Annotated in this window: 24 protein-coding genes and 1 pseudogene; 20 read left to right on the top strand and 5 right to left on the bottom strand. The window is 70.3% G+C overall.

Annotated elements, in window-relative coordinates; translation table 11 throughout:
• The first annotated feature begins 195 nt into the window (after positions 1–195).
• Entirely contained in the window at positions 196–1,629 is a 1,434-nt protein-coding gene (locus ABZX12_RS19360) for a C40 family peptidase (protein ID WP_355694827.1), read from the top strand.
• Between the two features lie 45 nt (positions 1,630–1,674).
• Here ABZX12_RS19360 and ABZX12_RS19355 read toward each other — a convergent pair whose 3' ends face one another.
• From ABZX12_RS19355 to ABZX12_RS19345, 3 genes are read right to left on the bottom strand one after another with little or no spacing between them, the layout of a single operon-like run.
• Positions 1,675–2,382 (bottom strand): SDR family oxidoreductase, encoded by a 708-nt coding sequence (locus ABZX12_RS19355; RefSeq protein WP_355694826.1) that lies wholly within the window; start codon positions 2,380–2,382, stop codon positions 1,675–1,677.
• A 49-nt stretch (positions 2,383–2,431) separates the two neighbouring features.
• Positions 2,432–3,322, bottom strand: a complete 891-nt coding sequence (locus ABZX12_RS19350) for a LysR substrate-binding domain-containing protein (protein ID WP_355694824.1) — start codon at positions 3,320–3,322, stop codon at positions 2,432–2,434.
• A 13-nt stretch (positions 3,323–3,335) separates the two neighbouring features.
• The gene (locus ABZX12_RS19345) at positions 3,336–4,295 is read right to left on the bottom strand and encodes a zinc-binding dehydrogenase (RefSeq protein WP_355694823.1); all 960 of its coding nucleotides are present in this window, start codon (positions 4,293–4,295) and stop codon (positions 3,336–3,338) included.
• A gap of 88 nt (positions 4,296–4,383) precedes the next feature.
• Here ABZX12_RS19345 and ABZX12_RS19340 point away from each other — a divergent pair, with 88 nt between their 5' ends.
• Complete coding sequence (locus tag ABZX12_RS19340; protein ID WP_355694821.1) at positions 4,384–4,815, top strand: MarR family winged helix-turn-helix transcriptional regulator; 432 nt, start codon at positions 4,384–4,386, stop codon at positions 4,813–4,815.
• Positions 4,816–4,987: 172 nt separating this feature from the next.
• On the opposite strand, the gene ABZX12_RS19335 is transcribed toward ABZX12_RS19340, so the two are convergent.
• Positions 4,988–5,476 carry an inorganic diphosphatase gene (locus ABZX12_RS19335; protein ID WP_355694820.1) on the bottom strand — a complete coding sequence of 163 codons (489 nt, stop codon included), beginning with the start codon at positions 5,474–5,476 and terminating at the stop codon, positions 4,988–4,990.
• A gap of 50 nt (positions 5,477–5,526) precedes the next feature.
• Between ABZX12_RS19335 and dacB the strand changes: the two genes are divergently transcribed.
• The 16 genes from dacB to ABZX12_RS19255 all read left to right on the top strand — a co-directional run bounded on the left by dacB (position 5,527) and on the right by ABZX12_RS19255 (position 19,125).
• On the top strand, positions 5,527–6,891 hold the full coding sequence (gene dacB, locus ABZX12_RS19330) for a D-alanyl-D-alanine carboxypeptidase/D-alanyl-D-alanine-endopeptidase (RefSeq protein WP_355694818.1): 1,365 nt from the start codon (positions 5,527–5,529) through the stop codon (positions 6,889–6,891).
• Between the two features lie 39 nt (positions 6,892–6,930).
• The gene (locus ABZX12_RS19325) at positions 6,931–8,025 is read left to right on the top strand and encodes a zinc-dependent metalloprotease (RefSeq protein WP_355694816.1); all 1,095 of its coding nucleotides are present in this window, start codon (positions 6,931–6,933) and stop codon (positions 8,023–8,025) included.
• On the top strand, positions 7,997–9,037 hold the full coding sequence (tilS, locus tag ABZX12_RS19320; RefSeq protein WP_355694814.1) for a tRNA lysidine(34) synthetase TilS: 1,041 nt from the start codon (positions 7,997–7,999) through the stop codon (positions 9,035–9,037). Before ABZX12_RS19325 ends, tilS begins: the two co-directional genes overlap by 29 nt.
• 4 nt (positions 9,038–9,041) lie before the next feature.
• Positions 9,042–9,593 carry a hypoxanthine phosphoribosyltransferase gene (hpt, locus tag ABZX12_RS19315; RefSeq protein WP_355481903.1) on the top strand — a complete coding sequence of 184 codons (552 nt, stop codon included), beginning with the start codon at positions 9,042–9,044 and terminating at the stop codon, positions 9,591–9,593.
• Between the two features lie 208 nt (positions 9,594–9,801).
• Positions 9,802–11,838 carry an ATP-dependent zinc metalloprotease FtsH gene (ftsH, locus tag ABZX12_RS19310; protein WP_355694812.1) on the top strand — a complete coding sequence of 679 codons (2,037 nt, stop codon included), beginning with the start codon at positions 9,802–9,804 and terminating at the stop codon, positions 11,836–11,838.
• A gap of 79 nt (positions 11,839–11,917) precedes the next feature.
• On the top strand, positions 11,918–12,490 hold the full coding sequence (gene folE, locus ABZX12_RS19305; RefSeq protein WP_355694810.1) for a GTP cyclohydrolase I FolE: 573 nt from the start codon (positions 11,918–11,920) through the stop codon (positions 12,488–12,490).
• 135 nt (positions 12,491–12,625) lie between these two features.
• Complete coding sequence (locus tag ABZX12_RS19300; protein ID WP_355694808.1) at positions 12,626–13,759, top strand: S1 family peptidase; 1,134 nt, start codon at positions 12,626–12,628, stop codon at positions 13,757–13,759.
• A gap of 219 nt (positions 13,760–13,978) precedes the next feature.
• Entirely contained in the window at positions 13,979–14,776 is a 798-nt protein-coding gene (gene folP / locus ABZX12_RS19295; protein ID WP_355695444.1) for a dihydropteroate synthase, read from the top strand.
• Positions 14,773–15,246, top strand: a complete 474-nt coding sequence (locus ABZX12_RS19290; protein WP_355694806.1) for a nuclear transport factor 2 family protein — start codon at positions 14,773–14,775, stop codon at positions 15,244–15,246. Before folP ends, ABZX12_RS19290 begins: the two co-directional genes overlap by 4 nt.
• The gene (gene folB / locus ABZX12_RS19285) at positions 15,243–15,635 is read left to right on the top strand and encodes a dihydroneopterin aldolase (RefSeq protein ID WP_355694804.1); all 393 of its coding nucleotides are present in this window, start codon (positions 15,243–15,245) and stop codon (positions 15,633–15,635) included. Before ABZX12_RS19290 ends, folB begins: the two co-directional genes overlap by 4 nt.
• Entirely contained in the window at positions 15,632–16,189 is a 558-nt protein-coding gene (folK, locus tag ABZX12_RS19280) for a 2-amino-4-hydroxy-6-hydroxymethyldihydropteridine diphosphokinase (RefSeq protein ID WP_355694802.1), read from the top strand. Before folB ends, folK begins: the two co-directional genes overlap by 4 nt.
• A 2-nt stretch (positions 16,190–16,191) precedes the next feature.
• On the top strand, positions 16,192–16,710 hold the full coding sequence (locus ABZX12_RS19275) for a DUF3180 domain-containing protein (RefSeq protein WP_355694800.1): 519 nt from the start codon (positions 16,192–16,194) through the stop codon (positions 16,708–16,710).
• A 95-nt stretch (positions 16,711–16,805) separates the two neighbouring features.
• Entirely contained in the window at positions 16,806–17,162 is a 357-nt protein-coding gene (locus ABZX12_RS19270) for a hypothetical protein (protein ID WP_355694798.1), read from the top strand.
• 22 nt (positions 17,163–17,184) lie between these two features.
• Positions 17,185–17,628: a hypothetical protein gene (locus ABZX12_RS19265; protein ID WP_355694796.1), complete on the top strand. Its 444-nt coding sequence runs from the start codon at positions 17,185–17,187 to the stop codon at positions 17,626–17,628.
• Positions 17,629–17,637: 9 nt separating this feature from the next.
• A complete protein-coding gene (locus ABZX12_RS19260) occupies positions 17,638–18,423 on the top strand; it encodes an inositol monophosphatase family protein (protein WP_355694794.1) in 786 nt (261 codons plus the stop codon).
• 6 nt (positions 18,424–18,429) lie between these two features.
• Positions 18,430–19,125 (top strand): NAD(P)-binding domain-containing protein, encoded by a 696-nt coding sequence (locus tag ABZX12_RS19255; protein ID WP_355694792.1) that lies wholly within the window; start codon positions 18,430–18,432, stop codon positions 19,123–19,125.
• Positions 19,126–19,131: 6 nt separating this feature from the next.
• Here ABZX12_RS19255 and ABZX12_RS19250 read toward each other — a convergent pair whose 3' ends face one another.
• Entirely contained in the window at positions 19,132–20,331 is a 1,200-nt protein-coding gene (locus ABZX12_RS19250) for an NADH-quinone oxidoreductase subunit D (RefSeq protein WP_355694790.1), read from the bottom strand.
• Between the two features lie 26 nt (positions 20,332–20,357).
• On the opposite strand from ABZX12_RS19250, the gene ABZX12_RS19245 reads away from it, so the two are divergent.
• The gene (locus ABZX12_RS19245; protein ID WP_355694788.1) at positions 20,358–20,846 is read left to right on the top strand and encodes a PH domain-containing protein; all 489 of its coding nucleotides are present in this window, start codon (positions 20,358–20,360) and stop codon (positions 20,844–20,846) included.
• Positions 20,834–22,096, top strand: a pseudogene (locus ABZX12_RS19240) (PH domain-containing protein); the annotation flags it as partial. The gene ABZX12_RS19245 and the pseudogene ABZX12_RS19240, both read left to right, overlap by 13 nt.
• Positions 22,097–22,106: the final 10 nt, after the last annotated feature.

Here is a 22,106-nt window from a genome sequence, read left to right as displayed (position 1 = left end):
TGCGCCCACCTGCGGACTCACGGAATTACAAGCTTGTAGTTTGTCAAGTCGACACACGGGTGAAACAAAGATACTTCTGTGAAAACTGTTCCCAATGGGGCTGCAGGCAACTAGTGTCACGTATGTGGTCCAGGAGGACCAAAAGTTCACGAACCCTGGGGAAGGGGTTCGTGACCGGCGGAAGGAACCATCCCGATGCGGACGCCCCTCAGGGCCACGTCCGGCGGGCGGGTCACGAGTGCTGGGAAGACCGGCAGAGCAGGCAAGGTGCTGCTCTCCGGGGTGCTCGCGATCTGCTTGGCCGGTGCCATGGCCGTGCCTACCCTCCCGGCCGAGGCCGCCAAGCCGAAGCCGCCGGTGATTCCGTCCAAGGCCGCCGTCGAGCGGGCCAAGCAGGCCGCCGCCTCCAAGGCCGCCCAGGTCGCCGCGATCGAGCGTCAGCTCGCTGCCGCCGCCGCGCGGCTGGAGCAGCTCGGCGTCCAGTCCGGTGTTGCGGACGAGGCCTACAACGGCGCCGTCTACCGGCTGCAGCAGGCCAAGGCCGAGGCGGCCGCCGCCGCGGCCCGCGCCGCCGAGGCCCAGAAGACGCTTGCCGCCCAGCGGCAGCAGATCGGTCGCTTCGCCGCCGCGTCGTACCAGGGCGGCGGTGACGTGGCGAAGCTCGCTCCGCTGTTCACCGCGGAGGGCCCGCAGGAGCTCCTCGACTCGGCCGGGACCGCCCACTCGGTGTCGTCGGCGATGCAGGGCTCGTACCTGCGGTTCACGGCCACCGAGGTGATGACGAACCTGTTCAAGGTGCAGGCCGACCAGGCCGTCGTGAAGGTCAAGAAGGCGACCGACGAGGCGGCCAAGGCGAAGAAGGCGGCCGAGGCCGCGGAGGCCGCGCAGTCGGCCGCCGTGACCGCGATCGGCGTCCAGCGCAAGCAGTCGATCACGCAGCTCGCCACCCTGCAGAACATCTCGGTCCAGGTCGCCGCCCAGCGGCAGCGCGGGCTCGAGGAGCTCGCCCGGCAGCGCGCCGCCGAGCTGGCCGCGCGCAAGGCCGCCGAGCTGAAGCGCCGGATCGCCGCCCGGGAGGCCGCCGAGCGGCGCAGGGAGGCGGCCGAGGCGGCGCGCGAAGCCGCCGAGAAGGCGCGCGAGCAGCGCGAGGAGGACCAGAAGCAGAAGCAGAACAGCGGCAAGAAGAACCCGCCGAAGCGCCACAAGCCGACCCCGCCGCGCGACAACGACGGCGGCAACGACGGCGGCAACGACGGCACCCGGAAGGGCGCGCAGGCCGCGATCGACTTCGCGATGCGGCAGCTCGGCGACATGTACCTGTGGGGTGCGACCGGCCCGAGCCGATGGGACTGCTCCGGGCTGACGATGGGCGCGTGGGAGCAGGCCGGCGTCCAGCTGCCGCACTACAGCGTCGCGCAGTACGAGCAGATCCAGCACATCGACGAGGACGAGCTGCGGCCCGGCGACCTGATCTTCTGGTCGCTGGACCCCGACGACCCGGGCACCATCCACCACGTCGCGATGTACCTCGGCAATGGGCGGATGATCCATGCGCCGCGGACCGGCAAGCCGGTGCAGATCGACAGCGTGTACTACTGGGAGCCCCCGGACTTCTTCGGTCGCCCCTGATCCAGTGGTCCCCGGCAACGGCGCATTGCCGGGGACGCTCCATTCCTAGGCGAGCCGGTGTCCGCCGTCGGCGTGCAGAACGGTGCCGGTGATGAAGCCGTTGCGCAGCAGGGCGATGATCGCCGCCGCGATGTCCTGGGTCCGGCCGATCCGGCCGACCGGGAGGCGGGCCGCCATCGCGGCCAGGGTCGCCGGCGCCGCGTCGCCGGCGACGTCCTGCCAGATCGGGGTGTCGACCCAGCCGGGTGAGACCACGTTGACGCGCAACGGCGCGAGTTCGACCGCCAGCGCCGCCGCCAGCGACGCGAGTGCGCCGTTGAGCGCCGCGAGCAACGAGGCCCTGGGACCCGGCCGGTACGCCGCGATGCCCGACGTGAACACGATCGAGCCGCCGGGTTCGAGCAGCGGCGCGCCGTGCTTGGCCAGCAGCAACGGCCCGAGCAGTTTGGAGTCGACCGCGGAGCGGGCCGCGCGGACGTCGTACGCCGCGATCGGCTGGTAGGCGCCGCCGACATCGGCGGCCGTGGTGACGATGTGGCTGACCTTGCCGGTGACGGCGAAGAGCCGCTCGATGTCCTGCTCGACGCCGACGTCCATGGCGACGGTGCGGACGCCGAGCTCCCGGCGTACGTCGTCGAGCTTGTCCGGTGATCGCCCGGCGACGGTGACTTCGCTGCCCTGGGCAACGAGTTCGGCGGCGAGGGCGCGGCCCATACCGGAGCTGCCGCCGACGATCACGACGTGTTCCCGCAACTTTGTCTCTCCTTCGGTGGTTGACGATTCGAGCCAACCACCGGGGGGATCAGTCCACCACGTCGTGTTGCCTAACGACCGTTAGGCCGGGGCTAACGGTCATCGACCGCAGCACGGGATTGGCCGAGTCGGTGCGCCACACGGCGGCGTACCGGGCGACCAGCGGCCGGCCCGCGAGCGGTCGCCAGACGATGTCCGGCGTGGCGGCGCGACGGGAGCCGAGGCTGATCGCGGAGCGCCGGACGAGCAGGGCCGACCGCAGCTGCGAGTGGCTCATGCTGATGTCGCTCAGCCGTACGCCGGTGCCGATCCGGCGGATCGCGTCGTCGTAGAACTCGGGCGCGGCCGCGCGCGGGATCCAGATCAGTTCGAGGCCGGTCAGGTCGTCGAGCGTCAGCTCGGGCTCCGCGGCGAGTGGATGCGTCGCGGTCAGCAGGACGCCGAGCTCCTCGTCGGCGAGCTCTTGGCACGTCATTGCCGGCGGCAACGTCACCGGCGTGCGGACCAGGCCGAGGTCGATCTCGCCGGCGCCGAGCATCCGCAGCTGGTCGGTGGTGGTGCCGGCCTCCAGCGTGACCGTGCCGGCCGGGAAGCGTTCGGCGGCGAGCTGTTCGAGGGCGGCCGGGAGCCAGCCGGGGATGCCGTTCAGCAGGCCGAGCCGGAGGACCGGTTCGTCCAGGCCGGCGGCCCGGCGCGTGTCCTTCAGCGCCAGGCCGGCCGCCTGGATCGTCTCCCGGGCGCGGGCGAGGAAGACCTGCCCGGCCGAGGTGAGCTCGACGCCGCGGCTGTGCCGGATCAGCAGGCTGGTGCCGACCTCGCGCTCGAGCTGCTTGATCTGCTGGCTGAGGGTAGGGGTGGAGATGTACAGCCGCTCGGCGGCCCGGCCGAAATGCAGCTCCTCGGCGACGCCCACGAAGTACCGCAACTGCCGAAGCTCCACCGGGCGATTCTATTCAGGGCGTCGCGACGAGCCGGCCGAGATTGGCCCGGGCGTCGAGGATTTCGTGGATGCGGGCGACTTCCGCGAGCGGGTGGGTGGCGTGTACGACCGGGCGGAGCTCGCCCGACTGCCAGCGCCGGGTGACCTCGGCGATGTCGGCGCGCGCGGTGTCCGGGCGGGCCTGCTGCCAGCCGTACAAGGAGACCCCGGTCACCGATCGCGAGCGCAGGCCGAGCGCCGGGATCATCGGGACCTCGGTGGTGATCGCGCCGTACGACACCATCGTGCCGAGCGGCTTGACCAGGTCGAGGCCCTGCGCGAAGACGGTGCCGCCGATCGCGTCGAGGACCGTGTCGAGGCCCTGAGGAGCGATCGCGCGGACCCGGTCCGGCCAGTCGTCGGCGGTCAGGTCGACGGGTTCGGCGCCGAAGTCGCGGATGAAGTCGAGGCGGGCGGGCGACGACGCCGTACCGATGATCGTCTTGGGGTCGAACGACCGGGCGAGCTGGACGGCGAGGTGGCCGACGGTGCCGGCGGCGGAATGGATCAGGACACTGCCTCCGGCCGGGAGGCGGCCCGCTTCGAGGAGCCGGAGGGCGAGCGGGGCGGTCATCGACATCATCGTCGCCGCACCCGCGTCGGCGTCGTCGGGGATCGGTGCGAGGAACGCGGCGTCGGCAGCCGCGTAGTCGCCGAACGCGTCCTCCGACAAGGCGCTGACCCGTTGGCCGAGAAGGGCGGGCGGCGTGCCGGGGCCGAGCTTGACGACGCGGCCGACGACATCGCCGGTCAACATGCCGGGGAGCGGGCGGTCCCAGGGGGAGTTGCCGCGGCGGAGCACGGTGTCGATCGCGTTCGCCCCGATCGCCTCGGCCTGGATCAGCACCTGGCCCGCGGCGGGCTCGGGGACGGCGACCTCGTCGAGTTGCAGGACGTCGGGACCGCCGTGACGGTGGAAGCGCACTGCGCGCATGGTGGGTACTCCATATCGTGGGAGTTATAAATAATGGGAGATTCCCACGATAACGCCGCAGGCGGCCGGTGCCAATAGAGTTGGTGCGGTGAAGAAGTCGCCGAACCACCGGCTGTCCGACCACGCGCTCTGGGCGTTGGGGCGGGCGAGTCAGCACGCGCAGCGGCTGGTCCGGCAGCACATGACGGAGGCCGGCGTCCGGACGCAGCACTACCACGTGCTGGCGAGCCTGGCCGACGACGGGGAGGCCGCGCAGGCGACGCTCGCGGACCGGATCGGGCTGGACCGCAGCGATCTGGTCACGCTGCTCGACGAGCTCGAGGAGCTGGAGTTCCTGGCGCGGCGGGTCGACCCCGCCGACCGGCGACGCAAGATCGTCGCGATCACCGCGGCGGGCGAGCGGCAGCTCACCACGATGGACGAGCTCATCCACGCCGCCGAGACGGACCTGCTGAAGCCGCTCACCGCGGCGGAGCGCAGGACGCTGCTCAGCCTGCTCCGCCGCGTGTCAGGCGACTGAGAAACGCCTAGGCCCTGTCTGGTAATCCAGCGCCTACTGCGGGGCACTCGGCACGGCACCTCGCCGCACGGGTGCAAAGGCCACGATGCTCCGCATCGAGACCTTCGCCCCCGCACGCCGATGCACCGCACCGAGCACCTCCTCGCGACGGCGCTGAATTACCAGACAGAGCCTAGTGTCCTTGGGTCTTCAGGCGCTCGAAGGAGGCGGTGATCTCGGCCTCGGCGTCGGCGCGGCCGACCCAGGTGGCGCCTTCGACGGACTTGCCGGGCTCGAGGTCCTTGTAGACCTCGAAGAAGTGCTGGATCTCCAGGCGGTCGAACTCCGGCACGTGGTGGATGTCGCGCAGGTGCTCCTGGCGCGGGTCGCCGGCCGGGACGCAGAGGACCTTGTCGTCCGGGCCCTTCTCGTCGGTCATCCGGAACATGCCGATCGCGCGGGAGCGGATCAGGCAGCCCGGGAAGGTCGGCTCGGGGAGCAGGACGAGGGCGTCGAGCGGGTCGCCGTCCTGGCCGAGGGTGTCCTCGATGAACCCGTAGTCGGACGGATACTGGGTCGCGGTGAACAGCGTCCGGTCCAGCCGCAGACGGTTCGTCTTGTGGTCCAGCTCGTACTTGTTGCGGGTGCCCTTGGGGATCTCGATGAAGACGTCGAACTCCATACGGCAGATACTGTCACGGTTCCGACCGACCGAATGACAGGAGCAGCCCGGTGGCCCGACCTGCCCGTGCGGCATTCGTCACGCTCCTCGCCACGGCGCTCTGCGCCGGCCTGGTGAGCAGCGCGCGCGCCGTCCCCGGATCAGCGCAGACCACGCGGCAGGCCGCAGCGCAGGCACCGGCCGTTCTGGCGCCGGCAACCACCGAAGGCGCCGCACCGACCGCGGCCGGCGTCGGCAAGGCGCTCGCGGCGGTCCTCAAGGACCCGTCGCTCGGCCCGCACCACGGCATCTACGTGTACGACGCGTCGCGCGCCAAGCCGGTGTTCTCGATCGGGGCCGCCACGCCGTACACACCGGCCTCCACGCTCAAGCTGCTGACCACGGTCTCGGCGCTGGCGAACCTCGGACCGGAGCACACCTTCGCGACCAAGGTGGTGAGCGCCGGCCAGGGCTCGATCGTCCTGGTCGGCGGCGGCGACCCGCTGCTGGCGGCGAAGCCCTCCGCGAGTGACGGCTTCCCGGCCCGAGCCACCCTCCAAGCACTGGCCGCGAGCACCGCCAAGGCCCTGAAGGCTCAGGGCGTCGCCTCGGTGACTCTCGGGTACGACGCGTCGCTGTTCTCCGGGCCGGCGATCAACGCGAACTGGGAGGCGAACTACGTCCCCGAGGGCATCGCCGCCCCGACCTCCGCGCTGTGGGTCAACGAGGGACGCCTGTCGCCGGGCATGGCCAAGCGGTCGACCTCCCCGGCGCAGACCGCCGCCACGTCGTTCCAGAAGCTCCTGCAGCAGTACGGCATCAAGGTCGCGGCGACCATCAGGGCTACGAAGGCGCCCACCGCTGCCAAGCCGCTCGCACAAGTCAAGTCGCCCACGCTCGGCCAGATCGTCGAGTACGTGAACCTCCACAGCGACAACGACGGCGCCGAGGTCCTGCTACGGCAGGTCGGCATCGCGACCGGCAACGGCGGCTCGTACGCCGGCGGTGTCCAGGGCCTCCGCGCCACGCTGACCAAGCTCGGTCTGGACGTCAGTAAGGCCCGGATCTACGACGGCAGCGGGCTGACGCGCGCCAACAAGGTCCCGCTCGACCTGCTTGCCGGTGCGGTCCGGGTAGCCGTGTCCAAGGACCATCCGGAGCTGCGGCACCTCCTGTCCGGCCTGCCGGTGGCCGGCTTCAACGGGAGCCTCCGGGAGCGATTCACCACCGCAGGGACGGGCACTGGGACCGGTATGGTCCGCGCGAAGACAGGAACGCTCACCGGGGTCCACAGTCTGGCTGGGTACGCCCGTGACCGCTCCGGCACGCTCTTGGTGTTCGCGATCGCCAGTGACAGCGTGCCGGTCCCGAAGACGCTGGACGCGCGCGCCGCGCTGGACCGTGCAACCGCCGCGCTGGCCAATTGCGGCTGCTGATCGGGGGCGCATGTTGGGACATACCACTAGGGTCTTTGTATGAGTACGGCGGAAGGCGGGACCACGGCCGAGATGGTCGACTGGCAGCTGGCGACCGGCGTGGCGCGGAAGTTGCTGCGCCCAGGCCCGGCGGTCAGCCGCGCGGAGGCGGACCAGGTGGTCGCCGAGCTGCGTCAGTTCGCGACCGAGTCCGAGGGCCACGTCCGCGAGTTCACCGGGCTGCAGGCCACCTCGGCCACGGCCCCGGTGATGATCGTCGACCGGCCCGGCTGGGTGCAGGCGAATGCGGACGGTTTCCGGACCGTGCTGCAGCCGCTCGCGGACAAGTTGCGCGAGAAGGCGGACCGGACTCCCGGCCTGTCGTCCGCGGTCGGTTCCCGGGTGACGGGGATCGAGGCCGGCGCGCTGCTGGCCTTCCTGTCGTCGCGGGTGCTCGGCCAGTTCGATCCCTTCTACCCGGCGCAGCCCGACCCGGACCGTCCGGGTCTGACCGGTCGGCTGCTGCTGGTGGCGCCGAACGTGATGCACGTGGAGTCCGAGCTAGGCGTCGTACCGCGGGACTTCCGGCTGTGGGTGTGTCTGCACGAGGAGACGCACCGGGTGCAGTTCACGGCAGTGCCGTGGCTGCGGGACCACCTGCGCTCGGAGATCGCCCTGTTCCTGGACCAGGCCGAGCTGGACGCCTCGGCGTACGCCGCCATGTTCCGGGAGGCGGTGCAGCGCCTGGGCAGGTCGGTGCGTGGTGAGGCCGAGCTCAGCCTGGTGGACCTGATGCAGTCGCCGGAGCAGCGCGCCGTGCTCGACCGGCTGACCGCGGTCATGTCGTTGCTCGAGGGCCACGCCGACTTCGTGATGGACGGGGTGGGGCCGTCGGTCATTCCGACCGTGGACACCATCCGGTCCAAGTTCTCGTCGCGGCGCGCGAGCGGCAACCCGGTGGACCAGCTGCTGAAGCGGCTGCTCGGGTTGGACGCGAAGCTGCGGCAGTACAAGGACGGCGCCGCGTTCGTCCGCCGGGTGGTCGACCGGGTCGGGATGGAGGGCTTCAACCGGGTCTGGACCGGCCCGAACACGTTGCCGACCAAGAACGAGATCGCGAACCCCGATGCCTGGGTCGCCCGACTTCACGGCTGAGCACCTGGTCGAGCAGCGGCGGGGGAAACTGCACCCGGCCGTCGCCCGTACCAGGGAGGCCGTCCGCGCCACGCTGGCCGAGCTGCCGCAAGGCACGACGGTCCTGGTCGCCTGCTCCGGTGGGACGGACTCGCTCGCTCTGGCGGCCGCTACCGCCTTCGAGGCACCCAAGCTCGGTCTGCGGGCCGGTGCGGTCATCGTGGACCACGGCCTGCAGCCGGACTCGTCGCATGTCGCTGAGACGGCCGCTGAGCAGTGCCGTGGGCTCGGGCTCGACCCTGTTCTCGTCCGTGAGGTCGAGGTGGGTACCGAGGGCGGCCCGGAGGGCGCTGCTCGCACGGCTCGGTACGACGCACTGCGGGATGTGGCGGACGAGCTGGCCGCGGATGTGGTGCTGCTGGCCCACACGCGTGACGATCAGGCCGAGACCGTGCTGCTCGGGCTGGGCCGCGGGTCAGGGGCGCGGTCCCTGGCGGGGATGGCCCCGGCGATGGGGTTGCTGCGGCGGCCGTTCCTGGAGGTGCCGCGGGCCACTACGGCGGCTGCGTGTATCGCGTCGGGGCTGCGGCCGTGGCACGATCCGCACAACGACGACCCGCAGTACACGCGGGTCCGGGTGCGTCACGAGGTGCTGCCCGTGCTGGAGGAGGCGCTGGGGCCCGGCGTGGTCGAGGCCCTGGCCCGTACGGCGGGACTGCTCCGGGCGGACGCGGACGCGCTCGATCAGCTCGCCGCGGACGTGGCCGAGACCGCGCTGAGCCGCGCCGAGGGACAGGTCCGCAGCGACGTCGGCGTACTCGAGGACCAACCCGCCGCGATCCGGACGCGGGTCCTGCGGCAGGCCGCGCTCGAAGCCGGTTGCCGCGCCACCGACCTGACCGCCGGCCACGTGGCGTCGGTCGACGCGCTGGTGACCGACTGGCGCGGCCAGCGCTGGATCGATCTGCCCCAGGGCGTCCGGGCGATCCGCAAGGGCGGATTCATCATCCTCGGCCCGGATGTGACAGGCTGACCGCGTGGATGCGGCGGACATCGAGAAGGACCTGACCAAGATCCATTACACCGAGGAGCAGATCCTCGCGAAGCTGCGCGAGCTGGCAGCTCGGATCGAGGCCGACTACGAGGGTAAGGACCTGCTGCTGGTCGGCGTCCTGCGCGGCGCGGTGATGGTGATGGCCGACCTGGCCCGGTCGTTCAGCCGGCACGTGGAGATGGACTGGATGGCCATCTCGTCGTACGGCTCCGGGACCAAGTCGTCGGGCGTCGTGCGGATCCAGAAGGACCTGGACACCGACATCACCAACCGGCACGTGCTGATCGTCGAGGACATCATCGACACCGGTCTCACGCTGAGCTGGCTGGTCAGCAACCTGGAGTCACGCAAGCCGGCCTCGCTGGAGCTGTGCACGGCGTTCGTGAAGCCGGACGCGGCGAAGATGCGGGTCCCGGTGAAGTACGTCGGCCTGGAGTTGCCGGACGAGTTCGTCGTCGGGTACGGACTGGACTACGCCGAGAAGTACCGGAACCTGCGGTGCGTCGGCACGCTCGCCCCGCACGTCTATTCCTGAGCTCCGCCGATACCTTCCCCGCTCCACCGCCCCGGTCTAGGCTTCGGGCAGACTTGGTGACGGCCTGTACAACGGGTCGTACTGTCCATTGGTGACCCTCGTGCTGTGTTGTCTTGTGCGGCACGAGACACTTGGACTGGTATTACCGTCACAAGCCCGCGACACCCGGGCCTGCCGAGCTAGGAGGGACGGGGCCTGGGCCCCGATCATGGACGTGAAGCGCATCTTCCGCGGACCCCTGTTCTGGATCGTCGTCGCCTTCCTCGGCGTGCTGGTGATCGGGCAGCTCCTGACCGGCTCGACCGGGTACAAGACCGAGCCGACCGGCCAGGTCGTGCAGCTGATCCAGCAGGCCAAGTCGTCGAGCGACAAGACGATCAAGACGGTGACGCTGATCGACCCGGACCAGGAGATCCGGGTCGAGAAGACCGACGGCACCAAGCTCCGGGCGCACTGGGTCGACGGCCAGGGCAACTCGCTCGGGAACGACCTGCAGACGCTGTTCCAGGACGGCAAGATCGAGCGGTACGACGTCGAGAACCCGAAGCCGAGCTTCATCGGCCAGGTGTTCTCCACGCTGATCCCGTTCCTGCTGATCGCGGTCGTGTTCATCTTCTTGATGAACTCGATGCAGGGCGGCGGCTCGCGGGTGATGAGCTTCGCCAAGTCGAAGGCCAAGCTGGTCACCAAGGACACCCCGAAGACCACGTTCGCCGACGTCGCGGGCGTCGACGAGGCGATCGAGGAGCTCCAGGAGATCAAGGAGTTCCTGCAGGAGCCGGGCAAGTTCCAGGCCGTCGGCGCCAAGATCCCGAAGGGCGTGCTGCTCTACGGCCAGCCCGGTACCGGTAAGACCCTGCTGGCCCGTGCGGTCGCGGGCGAGGCCGGGGTGCCGTTCTACTCGATCTCCGGTTCGGACTTCGTCGAGATGTTCGTCGGTGTCGGCGCCTCCCGGGTCCGGGACCTGTTCGAGCAGGCCAAGACGAACGCGCCGGCGATCGTGTTCATCGACGAGATCGACGCCGTCGGCCGGCACCGCGGCGCGGGCCTCGGCGGCGGTCACGACGAGCGCGAGCAGACGCTGAACCAGCTGCTGGTCGAGATGGACGGCTTCGACGTCCGCGGCGGTGTGATCCTGATCGCGGCCACCAACCGGCCCGACGTGCTCGACCCGGCGCTGCTGCGGCCCGGCCGGTTCGACCGGCAGATCGCCGTCGACGCGCCGGACCTGCCCGGCCGGCAGAAGATCCTCAAGGTGCACGCCCGCGGCAAGCCGATGGCGCAGGACGTCGACCTCACCGCGGTCGCCCGCCGGACGCCCGGTATGACCGGCGCCGACCTGGCCAACGTGCTGAACGAGGCGGCCCTGCTGACCGCCCGCTCGAACGCGCAGATGATCGACAACCGCGCGCTGGACGAGGCCATCGACCGCGTGATCGCCGGCCCGCAGCGCCGGACCCGCCTGATGTCGGACAAGGAGAAGGTGCTCACCGCGTACCACGAGGGCGGTCACGCCCTGGTCGCCGCGGCGCTGCCGCACTCCGACCCGGTGCAGAAGGTGACGATCCTGCCGCGCGGCCGCGCGCTCGGCTACACGATGGTGATGCCGGACGAGGACAAGTACTCGACCACCCGCTCCGAGATGCTCGACAAGCTGGCCTACATGCTCGGCGGCCGGGCGGCCGAGGAGATGGTCTTCCACGACCCGACCACGGGCGCCAGCAACGACATCGAGAAGGCCACCGCGCTGGCCCGGGCGATGGTCACGCAGTACGGCATGACCGAGCGGCTCGGCGCGATCAAGTTCGGCCAGGACAGCAGCGAGCCGTTCCTGGGCCGTGACCTGGGCAGCCAGCGGAACTACTCCGAGGAGATCGCGGCCGCGGTCGACGAGGAGGTCGGCAAGCTGATCCTGAACGCGCACCAGGAGGCGTTCGACATCCTGGTCGAGAACCGGGCGGTCCTGGACCACCTGGTCGAGGAGCTGCTGGAGAAGGAGACCCTGGACAAGCACCAGATCGCCCGCGTGTTCGAGCCGGTGATCAAGCGGGAGCGGCGGCCGGCCTGGACCGGCTCGTCCACCCGGGTGCCGTCCGACCAGCCGCCGGTGATGCCGGTCAACGGGTCGCACGCCGAGCAGAACGGTTCGCTGTCCGACGTGCTGCCGGGCGGTTCGGTGGGCCCCGACGAGGCGATCCGCCCGCCGGAGTACGGCAGCGGCCCGACCCCGCCGTCCAGCAAGTGACCAGCAAGCAGTGAGCTGAACGCCGCCACCCGTCCGGGTGGCGGCGTTCGCCGTTAAGGGTGCCGGTAGCGTTCCAGGGATGACGTCACCGAAGTTCGACCACCAGCGGGCGGAGCGGGCCGTGCGCGAGCTGCTGATCGCGATCGGCGAGGACCCGGACCGCGAGGGTCTGCAGGACACACCGGCCCGGGTGGCCCGCTCGTACGCCGAGATCACGGCCGGCCTCGGGCAAGGCGCCGAGGACGTGCTGACGACCACGTTCGCGCTCGAGCACGACGAGATGATCCTGGTGAAGGACATCGAGGTCTGGAGCCTGTGCGAGCATCACCTGGTGCCGTTCACCGGCGTCGCGCACGTCGGGTACATCCCGAGCCGGGACGGCCGGGTGACCGGGTTGTCCAAGCTCGCCCGGCTGGTCGACGTGTACGCGAAACGGCCGCAGGTCCAGGAACGGCTGACCACGCAGATCGCCGAATCCCTGGTCGAGATCCTGCAGCCGCGCGGCGTGATCGTGGTGATCGAGTGCGAGCACCTGTGCATGACGATGCGCGGCGTCCGGAAACCGGGCGCGAAGACGATCACGTCGGCCGTCCGCGGCCAGCTCCGCAACCCGGTCACCCGCGCCGAGGCGATGAGCCTGATCGTCGGCTGAGGCCCGTAGCCCCGGGACCCGTGACCTCGTTGACGTTTGAGAGTCCGGCACTATGGACATTCTGTCGCTGAACGTTTACTTTCCGTAGTGGCGTCTTGGCCAACGGGGACCAGGTGCCGGTGTGAGGAGGACAGGATGTCGGGGCGTTTCCGGGTCGGCGCCGCATTGGCCGGGGTCGCTGTCCTGACGGCAGGCGGACTGGTCGCGGCGAACTGGGCCACCGCGGACACGCGGGCCAAGGCCGGTCATCAGGCCGCGAAGCCGACCGTGGACCCGCTGGTCGCCGAGACCCTGCAGTCCGAGCTCGGCTCCGACGAGGGCTTCGTGGGCAGCTACTACGACGAGGGCGGCGAGCTGGTCGTCGCGGTGTCGGACCTGTCGACGGCCGCGCTGGTCCGGCAGATCGGCGCGATCCCGCGCCTGGTGAAGTACACGGCCCGCCAGCTGAACGCCGTCCAGGGCGAGCTGAACCGGCTCGCCACCGGGTCCAGCGCCGGCAAGGTCCGGTCCTGGTACGTCGATCCGGTCTCCGGGACCGTGGTGGTGTCGGTGCCGCGGACCGCGCACGACTCGATCACCAACCGCTTCCTCGCCCGCGCCGAGTCGAACGGCGACCGGGTCACGGTCCGCCGGGTGTCCGGCTCGGTCCGGCCGACCGCGGACGACTTCAGCCTGCGCGGCGGCGTCCAGGTCGACAAGAACACCGGGTACGTGTGCTCGCTCGGGTTCAACGCCAAGACCCGCAAGGGCAACCGGATCTTCCTGACCGCGGGGCACTGCACGTCCGGCAGGCCGTCGTTCTCCCGCAACGGGTACATCCTCGGCAACACCTCCACCTCGAGCTTCCCGGGCCACGACTTCGGGTCCGTCGGCGTGATCGAGGGCTGGGACCAGCAGGGGTACGTCGAGGGCTGGGGAAACGGCAACGTCGCGGTCAAGGGGATCGCGGACGCCACCGTCGGCTCGACGCTGTGCAAGTCGGGCAAGAGCACCGGGTGGACCTGCGGGCGGATCGTCGCGCGGAACGTGACGGTCAACTACGGCAACAACCGCGTCGTCCGCGGGCTGTTCCAGCACACCGCCTGCGTCGAGGCGGGCGACTCCGGCGGCGCCAGCATGACCGGGAACTACGCGCAGGGCATCACCAGTGGCGCGGCCCTGATCGACGGAAAGTGCCTGGAGAAGTACGGCCAGACCAACGAGTCGTACGCACAACCCATCGCACCGGTCCTCCAAGCGACGAAGTCCCGCCTGGTCCTCGCCGGCTGACGCACCCCCATTTCGCTGGCTACCCAGCGAAATGGGGGGTTTGTCACCCGGAATGAGGGTGCAGAACCCACCAGGTGGCTGGGTAGCCAGCCAAATGGGTCGGGGAGGGGAAACGCGGCTGGTTGTCCGGTTGGGGGCGGGGGCTACTACGGTGTGTGGGTGAGAACTGAGCCGTGGGGTCACGTCGACGGGTTGCCGGTCCTGGACCGGTGCCTCGTCATGGGTGTGGTGAACGTGACACCGGACTCGTTCTCGGACGGCGGCGAGTGGTTCGAGCCGAGTGCCGCGATCAAGCACGGCCGGGAGTTGCTGGCCGAGGGCGCCGACCTGCTGGACGTGGGGGGTGAGTCCACCCGCCCGGGTGCCGTCCGGCCCTCGCCGGAGGAGGAGATCCGCCGGGTGATCCCGGTCGTGGAGACCCTCGCCGCGGAAGGCGCGATCATCTCGGTCGACACCATGCGGGCGCACGTCGCCGAGCTGGCCCTCGACGCCGGCGCCACGATGATCAACGACGTGTCCGGCGGCCAGGCCGATCCGGACATGCTCCCGCTGGTCGCCGAGCGCCGCACGCCGTACCTGTGCATGCACTGGCGCGGGCACTCGATCGACATGCAGAACAAGGCCGAGTACGCCGATGTGGTCGCGGAGGTGATCGCCGAGCTGGGCGAACGCCTCGACGTGATCAGCCGCGCGGGCATCGACCTGAACCGGGTTGCCCTCGACCCCGGCCTCGGTTTCGCGAAGAACGCGGAGCACAACTGGGAGATTCTTCGCCGGTTGCGGGAATTCGCCGTCCTGGAAAGACCGTTGCTGATCGGTGCGTCCCGGAAGACGTTCCTCGGTAGGCTGCTCGCCGACGAGCACACCGGTGAACCCAGACCGGCCGTACGACGAGACGACGCGAGCGTGGCCGTATCCGCCCTGGCCGCCGCCGCGGGTGCCTGGTGTGTCCGGGCCCACGCGGTGGCACCGAACGCGGACGCGGTCCGGGTGGCGAAGAGATGGGGAACGGTATGACGGACGGACCGCGGCAGGACGGCGCGCCCAAGGGCCCGGCCGGCGCCACGGTGGAGGACGTCGTGCTGCAGGCCAACACCGCCTTCTACAACGCGTTCGAGGCCGGCGACCTGGACCTGATGGCGGCCGTCTGGCTGCCGGAGCCGGACCCGGTCTGCATCCATCCCGGAAACGCGGCCATTTCCGGGTATGCCGAGATGATGCGGGCCTGGGCGATGATCTTCGCGAACACGCCGTACATCCAGTTCTTCCTCACCGACGTGCAGGTGCGGGTGGACGGCGACGTGGCGTACGTCACGTGCACGGAGAACGTGCTGTCCTCGGGCGAGGGCGCCCCGGAGGACGGGTTCGCGGGCGGGAAGGCGCTCTCGACCAACGTTTTCCGCAGAACTTCCAGCGGCTGGCGGTTGTGGATCCACCATGCCTCACCGGTACTGTCGTCTGGGGGCCCACAGGAGGAGGCGGAATGAGCGGTCCCGTATCCCCGTCCCCTGACGTGATCGAGATCCGGGGCATCCGCGGTTTCGGGCGCCACGGGGTGTTCGACCACGAGCGGGCCGACGGACAGGAGTTCGTCGTGGACGTCCGGCTGGAGCTGGACACCCGGCCCGCGGCGGCTTCCGACGACCTGGCCGACACCGTGAACTACGGGGTGGTGGCCGAGCAGGTGCACCAGGCGATCGAGACCGACCCGGTGGACCTGATCGAGACCCTCGCCCAGCGGATCGCCGATCTCTGTCTCGCCGACGAGCGGGTGACAGCGGCGGCGGTCACCATCCACAAACCCTCGGCGCCGATCACGGTGCCGTTCGACGACGTTGTCCTGACCGTGCAGCGCAGAGCCGGAGAATCCTCGTGACTGAGACCCCTAGTCCCCACGTCATCGACGCGGACACCCTGAGCGGCGGCCTGAAGCCGATCCGCCAGGTGATCCTGTCGCTCGGCAGCAATCTCGGCGACCGTGAGGCGAACCTGCAGGGCGCGGTCGACGCGCTGCGGGACACCCCGGACGTCGTGGTGGTCGAGGTCTCGCCGGTGTACGAGACCGAACCCGTGGGCGGCCCGGACGAGTCCGGTCCGTACCTGAACATCGTCCTGCTCGCGGACACCACGCTGGCCGTCGACCTGCTGCTGGAGCGCGCACACGCGGTCGAGCAGGCGTTCGGCCGGGAGCGCAGCGTCCCGGGGGCGCCGCGGACCCTCGACGTCGACCTGATCACCTACGGGCAGAAGACGATCGAGACCGAGGAACTGACCATCCCGCACCCGCGGGCGCACGAGCGCGCGTTCGTGCTGGCGCCCTGGCTCGACATCGAGCGGGACGCCGTCCTGCCGGGCCACGGCCCGGTCGCGGAGTTGCTCGCCAAGGTCGGAACCGACGGCGTGACCAAGCTCGACATCGAGCTGCAGTAGTGGTGTCCGGCGGTACCGAGCCCGGCCGGGCGCCCCGGGACGACAGTCAGGGCCCGCCTCCGGGTTCGGTGCGGCCGACGTCACGGCGGCTGCTGGTCGCGATCGCCGTTCTCGGCGTCGCGGTCGGCGTCACGCTGGTGAAGGCGATCGAGTCCGGCGGCGGGGTGGCGCCCGCGGTGTCGTGGCTGACGCTGATCGCCTGGGCGTTCCTGGCCGCGTTGCTGTTCGCCGCCGCGCGCAACACGCATCAGCGGATCCAGGTGCGCCGGGAGCGGATCGAACCGTCGCGGGCGGTCTTCCTGTTGATGATCGGCAAGGCAAGCGCGTTCGTCGGCGCGTTGTGCACCGGTGTGTACGCAGGGTTCGCGTTAAGCTTCCTGCAAGCGATGGGCTCTTCGGGGCCCCGTAACCGGGTGATCATGGCCGGAGCAGCGGCGGTGATCTCGGTGCTGGTCGTCACGGCCGGATTGTTGCTCGAACGCGCGTGTCGGATTCCCGAGGACCCCGACGAGACCCCTTAACATGACGACCCATGGGGTCAAGGGGTAGCCGCCGTCGAACCAGGACCACAGTTCTCACCGTTGCCAACGCATCTCTGATCGTTGTCTGCCTGGGCGTGAGTATCGCGCTCTTCTCGCAGAATGCCTGGATCCTCCGGGCCGCCGCAGTCGGTGCAGCTCTGGTCGCGATCGCTGCTGCCTTCCTGTTCCGCCACCAGTTGCTGGTCGAGCGGCTGGCCCACTCCGACGAGCGCGCACAGGTCGCGCAGGAGTACTCGCGGATCACCAGCGCGCGCGTGGTCGAGAACGCGGAGTTCGTCGACCTGATGCAGCGCCGGCTGGACAAGATCGACCAGCGGCTGGACAAGATCGACCAGGAGGTCGCGACCGTCGTGGCCGCCGGCGACAAGCACTCGCAGGCCGACGCGCCGACCGTCGTGGACCTCAAGCTCCGAGGCCTGGCCGCGTCCTGAGTCCGCCCCCATACTGCGGTGTATGGGGCTGGACGCACGCTATCCCGCTGTGACGATGAACGACCCGAACGGGCACGTCACGGTCTACAACGAGGACCATCTGCCGATCGGCCAGCTGGGGCCGACGCCGTACGAGTCGCCGTCGGTGAACGTGACGTGCCGGCGCAAGGCCTGGGACGACTTGTACTGGTACCGCCTGCTGAACCCCGAGGGCTTCCCGTTCCCGGCCGACGAGGCGTACGTCTCCGCCGACGAGACCCACGAGCTGAACCCCGGCCAGCCCTACCCCATCCCCGACTGCGCCAGCGGCTGCCCGATCAAGATCGGCCAGGCAGCCGCGGTCGGCGCACTGGCAATCGGCAGCGTCGCGGCAGCTGCTGCCTGGCGCCGCAGACGCCGCGAACTAGGCCTTGCCCGAGCTCGGTTGGTGGACCGCTGGGGGCGCGGACTGGGGGCTTGCACGTAGGTTCCTGGTGTGGATCTTGCGAAGTTGTTGAAGGTTGCCGAGGCTGCGGTCGAGCGTGGGCGGGAGGTGACCGCGCGGATGGCGCCGGGGGAGCTGACGGTCAAGGGGGACCGGGACATGGCCTCCGAGGTGGATTTCGCGGTCGAGCGGGAGGTGCGGGCCTTCCTCGAGCGGGAGACGCCGGAGATCGGCGTGCTGGGCGAGGAGGAGGGCGGCGCCACCGACGGCACGCGCTGGGTGCTGGACCCGGTCGACGGCACGGTGAACTTCATCCACGGCGTACCGCTGTGGGCGATCTCGCTCGGCCTCATCCACGAGGGCCGCGCCGTCGCGGGCGTGATCGACCACCCGGTGCTCGGTACGACGTACGCCGCCGCCGAGGGACTGGGCGCGACCCGCGACCGGAAACCGATCCGGGGCAGCGAGTGCACCGACCTGTCCGACGCGTTGGTTGCCGTCGGCGACTATGCCGTCGGGCCGAACGCGGACCAGGTGAACGCGGACCGGATCGCCCTCACCCAGCGGCTGTACCCGCGGGTGCAGCGCCTCCGGATGATCGGTACGGCGGCCACCGCGCTGACCTGGACGGCGAACGGGTACTTCGACGCGCTGATCATGTTCTCCAACAAGCCGTGGGACACGATGGCCGGCGTGGCGATCTGCCGCGAGGCCGGTGTCACCGTCCTGGATCTCGACGGCACCGGCCACTCGCCCGAGTCCCGTGGCGTCTTCGCGGTCGCCGACGGCATCCGCGAACCGCTGCAGGAGCTGCTCGCCGCGCCGCGAGGTCAGTGAGGCGCCGTGGCGACGCTCGGGATCATCGGCAGCGGGAACATCGGGTCGGTGGTGGCCTGGCTCGCTGTCGACGCGGGCCTCGACGTGGTGATCGCGAACTCACGAGGCCCCGAGAGCCTCGCGGACAAGGCCCGCACCCTCGGCGTCCAGGCCGGGACCGTCGACGAGGCCGCCCGGGCGGGGGACTGGGTGCTCGTGAGCATCCCGCTCGGACGGTACGCCGAGCTGCCGGTGGCGCCGTTCGCGGGCAAGGTCGTGCTGGACACGATGAACTACTACCCGCGGCGTGACGGCCGGATCGACCGGCTCGACCGCGAGGTGGTGACGACGGCGCAGCTCCTGCAGGAACGGTTGCCCGAAGCCCACACGGTGAAGGCGTTCAACAACATCGCCGCGCGGAACATCGTGACACTGGCCAGGCCGGCCGACGCGCCGGATCGCAGCGCGCTGCCGATCGCCGGCGACGACGTGGAGGCGAAGGCCGCGGCCACGGACCTGATCCGGATGCTCGGGTTCGACGTGGTCGACGTCGGTCCGCTGAGCGAGAGCTGGCGATTCGAACCGGAGACGGCCGCGTACGTGACGCCGTACCTGTCCAAGGCGAAGCAGCACCCCGATCCGGGGAAGCCGCTGCCGGTGGCCCGGCTCGTGCAGTTGATCGCCGCCGCTCATCGGCCGCCGGTGGCCCGGCGCGACGTCTGAGGCGCGTTACTTGTCGATGTCGCCGACGACGAAGAACATGCTGCCGAGGATCGCGATCATGTCGGGGATCATCGTGCCGGGGAGCAGGGCGGGCAGCGCGGAGATGTTGTTGAAGCTGGCCGAGCGGAGCTTCAGCCGCCACGGGGTCTTGTCGCCGCGGGAGACCAGGTAATAGCCGTTGATGCCGAGCGGGCTCTCGGTCCAGGCGTAGGTCTGGCCCTCGGGGACCTTCAGGATCTTCGGCAGCCGGACGTTGACCGGTCCGGCGGGCAGCGTCGCCAGTTTGTCGAGGCAGGCGTCGACCAGGTCGAGCGAGACCTTCACCTGGTCGAGCAGGACGGCGAAGCGCGCGAAGCAGTCGCCCTCGGGGCGGGTCACGACCCGCAGCACGTCCTGCAGTTCGCCGTAGGCCAGGTAGGGCTCGTCGCGGCGCAGGTCGGCGTCCACGCCGGAGGCGCGGGCGATCGGGCCGGAGACGCCGTACTGCGCGACGAGTTCCGGCGAGAGCTTGCCGACGCCGACGGTGCGGGCGCGGAAGATCTCGTTGCCGAGGATGATCTCCTCGATGTCGGGCAGCCGGGTGCGGACCGCGGCGGAGGCGGCGGCCGCGCGGCCGAGCCAGCCGTACGGCAGGTCCTCCTTGAGGCCGCCGACCCGGTTGAACATGTAGTGCATCCGGCCGCCGGACAGCTCCTCCATCACCGCCTGGATCGTCTCCCGCTCGCGGAACGCGTAGAACACCGGCGTGATCGCGCCGAGCTCCAGCGGGTACGAGCCGAGGAACATCAGGTGGTTCAGGACCCGGTTCAGCTCGGCGAGCAGGGTTCGCAGCCAGACCGCCCGGACGGGGACCTCGAGGCCCATCATCCGCTCGACCGCGTGCACGACGCCGAGCTCGTTCGCGAACGCCGACAGCCAGTCGTGCCGGTTCGCCAGGACGATGATCTGCCGGTAGTCGCGGACCTCGAACAGCTTCTCCGCGCCGCGGTGCATGTAGCCGATGATCGGCTCGCAGCCGACGATCCGCTCACCGTCGAGGGTCAGCCGCAGGCGCAGCACGCCGTGCGTCGCCGGGTGCTGCGGCCCGATGTTGAGCACCATGTCGGTGGTGGCCAGCTCCGAACCGCTCCCGGTCCCGCCCCGCTCGTAAGCAGGGTCGAATCCGGCGGCTCCCGCTCCGACTCCCACGACTCTTTCCGTACTCATGACCACTATCGTGACAGGCTTTACCTGTGGACGACCTCTTCGCACCTTCCGATGTCAGCTGGACGCCGGTCTCGCCGAAGCTGGCCACGCTGCGGCGGCTGAACGCGGCGATCGTCGCCGGGCTGGCCGCGATCGCGGCGCTGCTCGCGCTCGGACTGACGGTGGGCTGGCAGTACGGCCTGCTCGCGGTCGTGGTGATCGTGCTGGCCCTCGGCTGGTCGTGGGTGCTGATCGGCCGTAACCAGCGGTCCTGGAGGTATGCCGAACGCGAGGACGAGCTGCTGGTCAGCCACGGGGTGATGTTCCGCGAGCTGGTCGTCGTACCGTACGGCCGGATGCAGTTCGTGGACGTGACCGCCGGGCCGCTGGAGCGTGCGTACGGGATGGCCACCGTGGAGCTGCACACGGCGACGCCGGCGACCGACGCGAAGATTCCCGGGCTGCACCCGGACGAGGCCGGCCGGCTGCGTGACCGCTTGTCCGCCCTCGGCCAGGCACAGGCGTGGGGCCTGTGACCGAGCAGACCGCCGAGGTCGTCGGACAACGGCTTCACCCGCTCACCCCCTTCGTCAAGGGCTGGGGGTACTTCGTCGTCGCGGCCTTCGCGCTGGTCAACAACGAGGGCCTGCGGACCAACCTGACGATCGCGGGTATCGGCCTGGCCGCCGTACTCGTGGGCGGCATCCTGCTCGGCGCACTGTCCTGGTGGTTCACCAAGTGGCAGCTGACCGCCGAGGCGATCCGGGTCGACAGCGGGTTCCTGTTCCGCCGGACCCGGATCATCCGCTTCGACCGGATCCAGGCGATCGACGTGGCGCAGCCGTTCGTCGCCCGGCTGTTCGGCATGGCCGAGCTGCGGATGGACGTGGCCGGCGGCGGCAAGAGCGACGGGAAGCTGAGCTTCTTCCGGTACGAGGAGGCGCAGCAGCTCCGCACTATCCTGCTGGTCCGGGCCAAGGGCGAGCAGGCCGCCGAGCAGCAGGCCCACGAGCAGCAGGCCGAGGCGGTGGCTCCGCCGCTGCTGACCGTTCCGACGAGCCGCCTGCTCGGTGCGACGCTGTTGTCGTCCACGGTCGTGGCCAGTGCCGGTGCACTGATCTGGCTGATCGTCGCGACGATGGTGCTGGACTTCCACATCGGTCTGTGGGCCGGTCTACCGCTGTTGCTGGGTGTCGTGCAGCCGATCTGGAAGCAGGTCGTGGGGAATCACGGGTTCACGCTGTCGGAGTCCAGCCACGGACTGCGGACCAAGCGCGGCCTGTTCGACGTCCAGCGGCAGACCGTTCCGCCTGGCCGGGTGCAGGGCCTGCTGATCACCGAGCCGCTGATCTGGCGGTTCCTCGGCTGGTCGCGCGTCGAGTTGGACATCGCCGGCGTCGCCGGCCAGCGGGAGGACGGCGACGACCTGCTCGAGGGCGCACAGTTGCTGCCGGTGGGTGAGCGCGCCGAGGTGGCGTACGTGCTCGCCCGCGTACTGCCCGGCCTCGATCTGAGCCGCATCCAGATGCACCCGGCTCCGGAGCGCGCAAAGTGGCTGCGGCCGATCGGCTGGCGGTTCTTGGCGTACGGCGTCGACGGGCAGGTCATGGTCACTACGCGTGGCTGGGTGAGCCGCCGTACGTCGATCGTGCTGCACCACAAGACGCAGTCGGTCCGGCTGGAACAGGGGCCGCTGCAGCGGCGTCTGGGGCTGGCGAACGTGCACGTGGACACGCCGCTGGGGCCGACCGACGCCACGGCACTGCACCGCGATCAGGTGGAGGCTGCGGCGCTTG

Origin of the sequence: Kribbella sp. NPDC003505 (assembly GCF_040610875.1) — a bacterium.
Classification (GTDB): Bacteria; Actinomycetota; Actinomycetes; order Propionibacteriales; family Kribbellaceae; genus Kribbella.
The sequence above is the reverse complement of the archived record's forward strand: the minus strand, read 5'-3'. Positions and strand labels throughout refer to the sequence as shown.

Coding starts and splice junctions, on each gene's coding strand:
- folE (WP_355694810.1), top strand. CDS start 11,918: ATGACGTCACCGAAGTTCGACCACCAGCGGGCGGAGCGGGCCGTGCGC.
- ftsH (WP_355694812.1), top strand. CDS start 9,802: ATGGACGTGAAGCGCATCTTCCGCGGACCCCTGTTCTGGATCGTCGTC.
- tilS (WP_355694814.1), top strand. CDS start 7,997: ATGCCTGGGTCGCCCGACTTCACGGCTGAGCACCTGGTCGAGCAGCGG.
- ABZX12_RS19360 (WP_355694827.1), top strand. CDS start 196: ATGCGGACGCCCCTCAGGGCCACGTCCGGCGGGCGGGTCACGAGTGCT.
- ABZX12_RS19335 (WP_355694820.1), bottom strand. CDS start 5,476: ATGGAGTTCGACGTCTTCATCGAGATCCCCAAGGGCACCCGCAACAAG.
- folP (WP_355695444.1), top strand. CDS start 13,979: ATGGGTGTGGTGAACGTGACACCGGACTCGTTCTCGGACGGCGGCGAG.
- ABZX12_RS19345 (WP_355694823.1), bottom strand. CDS start 4,295: ATGCGCGCAGTGCGCTTCCACCGTCACGGCGGTCCCGACGTCCTGCAA.
- folB (WP_355694804.1), top strand. CDS start 15,243: ATGAGCGGTCCCGTATCCCCGTCCCCTGACGTGATCGAGATCCGGGGC.
- ABZX12_RS19300 (WP_355694808.1), top strand. CDS start 12,626: ATGTCGGGGCGTTTCCGGGTCGGCGCCGCATTGGCCGGGGTCGCTGTC.
- ABZX12_RS19290 (WP_355694806.1), top strand. CDS start 14,773: ATGACGGACGGACCGCGGCAGGACGGCGCGCCCAAGGGCCCGGCCGGC.
- ABZX12_RS19250 (WP_355694790.1), bottom strand. CDS start 20,331: ATGAGTACGGAAAGAGTCGTGGGAGTCGGAGCGGGAGCCGCCGGATTC.
- ABZX12_RS19265 (WP_355694796.1), top strand. CDS start 17,185: ATGGGGCTGGACGCACGCTATCCCGCTGTGACGATGAACGACCCGAAC.
- ABZX12_RS19325 (WP_355694816.1), top strand. CDS start 6,931: ATGAGTACGGCGGAAGGCGGGACCACGGCCGAGATGGTCGACTGGCAG.